Annotated in this window: 3 protein-coding genes; all 3 read right to left on the reverse strand. The window is 61.8% G+C overall.

Translation table 11 applies throughout. The features are described from left to right. Positions 1–30: 30 nt before the first annotated feature. Positions 31–384: a hypothetical protein gene (locus ACJH7A_RS29985; RefSeq protein WP_406803280.1), complete on the reverse strand. Its 354-nt coding sequence runs from the start codon at positions 382–384 to the stop codon at positions 31–33. Between the two features lie 544 nt (positions 385–928). Further along, positions 929–1,903: a hypothetical protein gene (locus tag ACJH7A_RS29990; RefSeq protein WP_406803281.1), complete on the reverse strand. Its 975-nt coding sequence runs from the start codon at positions 1,901–1,903 to the stop codon at positions 929–931. 272 nt (positions 1,904–2,175) lie between these two features. Then, a complete protein-coding gene (locus tag ACJH7A_RS29995) occupies positions 2,176–3,963 on the reverse strand; it encodes a hypothetical protein (protein WP_406803282.1) in 1,788 nt (595 codons plus the stop codon). Positions 3,964–4,856 lie beyond the last annotated feature (893 nt).

Here is a 4,856-nt window from a genome sequence, read left to right on the forward strand (position 1 = left end):
CAGATCATCCTCGGGAAGGTGCGCCCTTTCCTACGCCGCCTCGCCGAGGCTCATCCACAGGTTCTGATCATTGCTCTGTGACTCCAGATGCGCTTTCAGTGATTTTTCGGCGCGGGGCATCACCAGAACCCATTGGTCGGCATGTTCGCCGTAGTCGAGGACAGGGATGACGTTGCGGTATTTGGCTGCCTTGAGAGCGGCCCCGACCAGTAGCTCTCGATCGGCACCCGGGGCCTTGTCCACTAACTTCGCGACAGCCTGGGTGCCGGCTTCGTCCTCGACGACGTACGGCTTGCCGAACCCAGCGGGATCGGCGCCCGGCAGTTCCCCCATTACGCGCCAAATCTTGGCCTTGAGGTGCAGTTCAGTTCCCGGTGTGAGCACAACTGCGATTGAACACGAGACCACTCCGAGAGCGAAGGGCCAGATTGCACACTGCTCAAGCTGGAGACTGCCGCCGAACGGACCGGGGACCCTCTGCCAGCTCGGCGGAGTAGGCATCGCCGGGCAAACAATTGCACCGGCCGCTCACATACGCTGCGTCGGTCAGCTCCGTAACCTGCGTGCCGGGTGGCTGGCGCCTCTCCCCTGCCCGCTTTCAGCCGCTCAACACTCCGCGCATACCGAGCAATACGGCGGAATGGAATACTGAGGGTTACCAGTAGGTCGGTAAACCCCTGTGTGACAGCCGATTTGGCGCCCGTGATAATAGTCGTCCAGCCTCAGTCAAGTGGGCGGAGTTCTCAGTGCTTCTGGCGGCAAGCACGCCTCAGACTCGAAAGTTGCATTCAAATTGGCGGACAAGGCGGTTGGACGGTTGCTTGCCACGGCAGCTATCGGCGTCCGCGCCGCGGCGGCGGACTTCAGGGGTATCTAGTCATACGCGGCGTTCTGGAACTGGCGCTGCCGGCGCGTTTGATCGAGCGTGTCAGCCGAACACCGGTCGGACGTAAACCATGATGAAAGAGAAAGATTGGGGACCGGCATCGAGGATGCCTCCGGGAACGGGCAATCCTCCCGGCGCAACTAGCTGGTGGGGATCCAAGGGAATGAACCCCTGCCCGTTCGGATTGCAGGCTGCTTGGGACGGCCAGCAAACTACGGCCCGGTGACCCGGGCCCGCGTCGGGCGCGAACTCCAGCCTGAAGGGTTGCGAAGAGTGGAATCGAATGGTTCCCCAGATGCTGTTGGGCACCGCGTTGTCGCCGGTAACCTGGCCGACCACGCGGGTCTCGGTGGAAGCGCACTGCGGCAGTCGCAGGGATGCTCGGACATTAGTGATCTCCATGCCCGGTGCGCTGGCGTTGTTCCAGAACATGAATCGAATCCGGTACGAGCTTTGCGGGCTCACCTCTACGGAGCGCTCGTAACCGCCGTTTGGTCGCGGACTGTCCTGATAGATCGCGTCTCGCGCGGACACCAGCCACATTCGCTCGTCAACCCCGTCGTCAATACCGTTGTTGAACGCGGGAACGCTGCTTTCGCCTAGCGGGACTACGGGGCGGTCCGGTCCCCAATCGTTGGCCTCGTAGGGCTGCTCGGTGCACGTCTCCGGAGGGGGCTTTGCTGTCCCCGGTCTGCTGTTGCGACTACCAAGCGGGTTCAAGATCGCCGGCCAGGTCCAAACGGCTGCGATCAGGGCGAGAAGGACGACGCAGCTGACGCTGGCTGCGCGGCGACTGAACGTCGCCGGGTGAATGGACGGCCCCCACGCTTGGTATGCGGCCAACACCAACCCGAATCCTGCTAACGCTAGTGGCAAGGCGGCAGCGTCGTCGAGGTGCCACACCCACTGCGTCGTCAGCTTCCAAGTGAGCAACGCTATGAGCAGCCCAAGCAGGAGGCTGACGACGAACTTCTGCAGCGTGTCGCGTGGAGATGAACTGGGACCACCTGAGCTCACCGCGAACGCCCCCCTCTACCGTCAAAGGTCAGCCACCTGGAAAAATCGAAAATACAGGCTGCGGACGCTCGGAACTGCGACCGACATTTAGCACATCGCGTAAACGTCAGATTTCAGACGCCAGTCGACCGCTGGCGTCGCCTGCGGTCGCGTATCGCGCTGTCATAGATTTCCCGGTGGCCGCGCTTGCGGGAACTCGCGGTGCCTTACAGCATTAGCCTGGTCAGCGATCGTTCGCTCGTTCCGCCGTCCTTCAGCGTCCGCGTTTGGACCTACCGGTAGGCCCTATCGATTTGGTTGGCACTATAACCACCATCGAACTCGTTGAGTTGGTGCGTTCGCGTCGGGCTGGGCCCGCACGACCACAAGTCGGGATTACCGATACCAATTCCTGTACCAATTCCTGTTGATAGCGCCAGTAACAAATCCGCCCAGAAATCGGCCAATACGAGGGGTTGCAGGCGTTCAGACTCCCGTCTTAGGTGCTCAGACTGTTTGATGCCGAACTGCCACGTGTATTCCTTGCTGCCGTCCGGATACTCAGACATACCGTATTCGTCAAAGACGCACCCACATTCGGCCGCTGCCTCTATGGCCGCCGTTCGAGTGCGCGCATCGACGTCGATGCCCCCGAGAATGTCTTGCGGGTCGTGCATGTTCAGGCACCAGACGACCCATGGGTAGCTATCGAGTCTGTCGATGACATCAAGCTCGTCGTAGGTGTCCCACCAATAGCCGGCCGACTGTCCTGTGGATTCGGCCTGGTCTCGATCGAGGTCGGCCAGCAGCGAGCTCACGGCTCCTAGTTGCCGCAGTTGTAGAGCGATCCGGGCGGGCGAAATTTCGCTCGACCAGGTCGCAGCAGCGGGATACTCCTCGGCGAGTTCACTGATCACTGCGCTGAGCTCATGCGTTGCGAGCACAGCGGCTATACCGGCTGCGTGGCGGTCGACGAGGAATTGTCCACCGTCGCCCGCGTCGTCAGTTCCAACCAGGTACCTGCGAGCGAGCGTGGTCATGTGTACGCCCTGAGTTGCCAGGTAGTCCTGGAAGCTTGTCGACCCGACGGGCTGTTCGCAGGCTGGGATCTGCGGCCTCGGCCACGGGAGGCCGAGACCGTCGAGTACGAGCGCGGTCACGCTGGCTAATTGCTGATCTCTGGTGACATGTGGTCGCGCGGACCATAGCCAACCCTCAGGATCGTCGCCGGACCTGTCGTATTCCGCGGCCATCCTTTGCAGCACCATTCCTAAGTTGAGCGTCAGCGCGTACGGGTCATCGCATGTGGCGGCTGTTCGGGGCACCAACGGGCGCTTGGTGAAAATGTCGCGGTGCCGGCGCGGATCGCCCGCGATCCTGGCGATCATGCGGGCTCCCTCGAGTTGCGCAGCCTCGATTGATGGGAGGTGGCCTTCAAGGTTGAACTGATCGAAATCGCCTGCGGCGGCGTCGAGGTTGAACTGACCGAAATCGCCTGCGGCGGAGTGGATGACCCCGACATGACATACGTAGCCGATCGCTGATTGTCGCATGTCGGGTTGATAGAACTCAGGGGTCGACGTCGGATCACTACTGTGGCGGACGTTTTCACTGACAACAGCCGATAGCGGGAGTGGCACCGTGTTGATCGGTACGTCGGCTCGGAGTGCCCCGCTCGACTGTCGATGCCACGTCAGGTGTTTGAGCTGTTCCTCGGTTGCCGTCAGGTATCCGTCGCCGATTCGCCCGAGATGGTCTGCGAGGGCATAACGCAGGACGTCGTTGTCGCCTGGCCGCCAGCCGTCGCGATTGCGGAGTCGGCGAATAGTGTTTGCCCGGGCGCGTTTCACGGCGGCTTCCTCACGGTCTTCCCAGTCGGACTCCCCCGCAAATGGATAGGCGTCGCGGTAGTAGTCATTGCTAGCGTTTGCCTTCGTACGCTTCGTGGTCCGTTGGGGCCTCTTGACTACGACGATTGCCGCCACTTTGACGGTCGATTCTCGAAGCCCCAATTCCGTTGCGGCCGTGACAAGTTGCTCGTCATCTAGCTGGGCCAGAAGTTTCTTGATGTATCGTGCCACAGCGCGGATCGAATCTGGTACCGGATCGATCGTTTCGTGCCCTGCCAGCGTCCGAGAGAGTTCGCCCCATCGGGGTCCCAGTGGCGGCCGCGGCGGTGCTGTTTCTAGCGTGTCCAATACCGAGCCGACTAGCTGTGCGCCGAGAGGCCCCGACGGCGGGCGTAAACCGCAGAATCGTGACAGAGCGTCGATCATCGCTTCGGGACGAGCCGCCAGATTCGCGATGGCGGTACTACGCCGAGATACGGCCGGCGCTTGGGTGGTTGCTGCCCGAGCCGCGAAGTAGGTGCCGCCGCGCTCTGCTTGGCGTGCGCGAGCTTGCTGTTTGTGCTTGCGATCCCTAGTCATGTCAAGTGTCCTCGCACCGTCGTCGACTGAGGTTCCGCGCCACCTCGGTCTCGCTGATGCCGAGTACCTGACCAATCGTGGTGCGATTCGGAGAACCTTTCGATACTTCGAGGTCGCCGCGCGGTGAAACTGCTCGAGTATCGGCTGGGCAAGCACCGTTTGCCGCTAGATCAACGGTAACACTCGATGCAAGCCCAGGACCGCGTGTTCGTCAGCCCTTCCAGGGTGCGACGAGGGCCCACATTGTGCGCCAGTCTGCACCGCGTTCGCCCAACGGCGGTCCGCTCCCCCATCGACTAGGGGTATATCAACGGTTGCCCCGTCTCCGCTTTCGTGTGCTTCTGCCGGTCGCCGCCGATGGCCGTTGTCCTGGCTTCGGTTTGTCCGGTTCCGGCACCCTCAGGTCGGCGGACTTGATTCGGTGTCGATCAGGTCTGGTGTCGAGCTCGATGTCGCCGGCGCCGAACCTGAACCACCCCGAGTTTGGTGCACACCGGTTATTGGTGCGCAGTCTCTGATTGGGCTGCGGTCGTAGCGTAGTAGAT

This window comes from Mycobacterium sp. SMC-17 (assembly GCF_045310915.1).
Lineage (GTDB): Bacteria > Actinomycetota > Actinomycetes > Mycobacteriales > Mycobacteriaceae > Mycobacterium.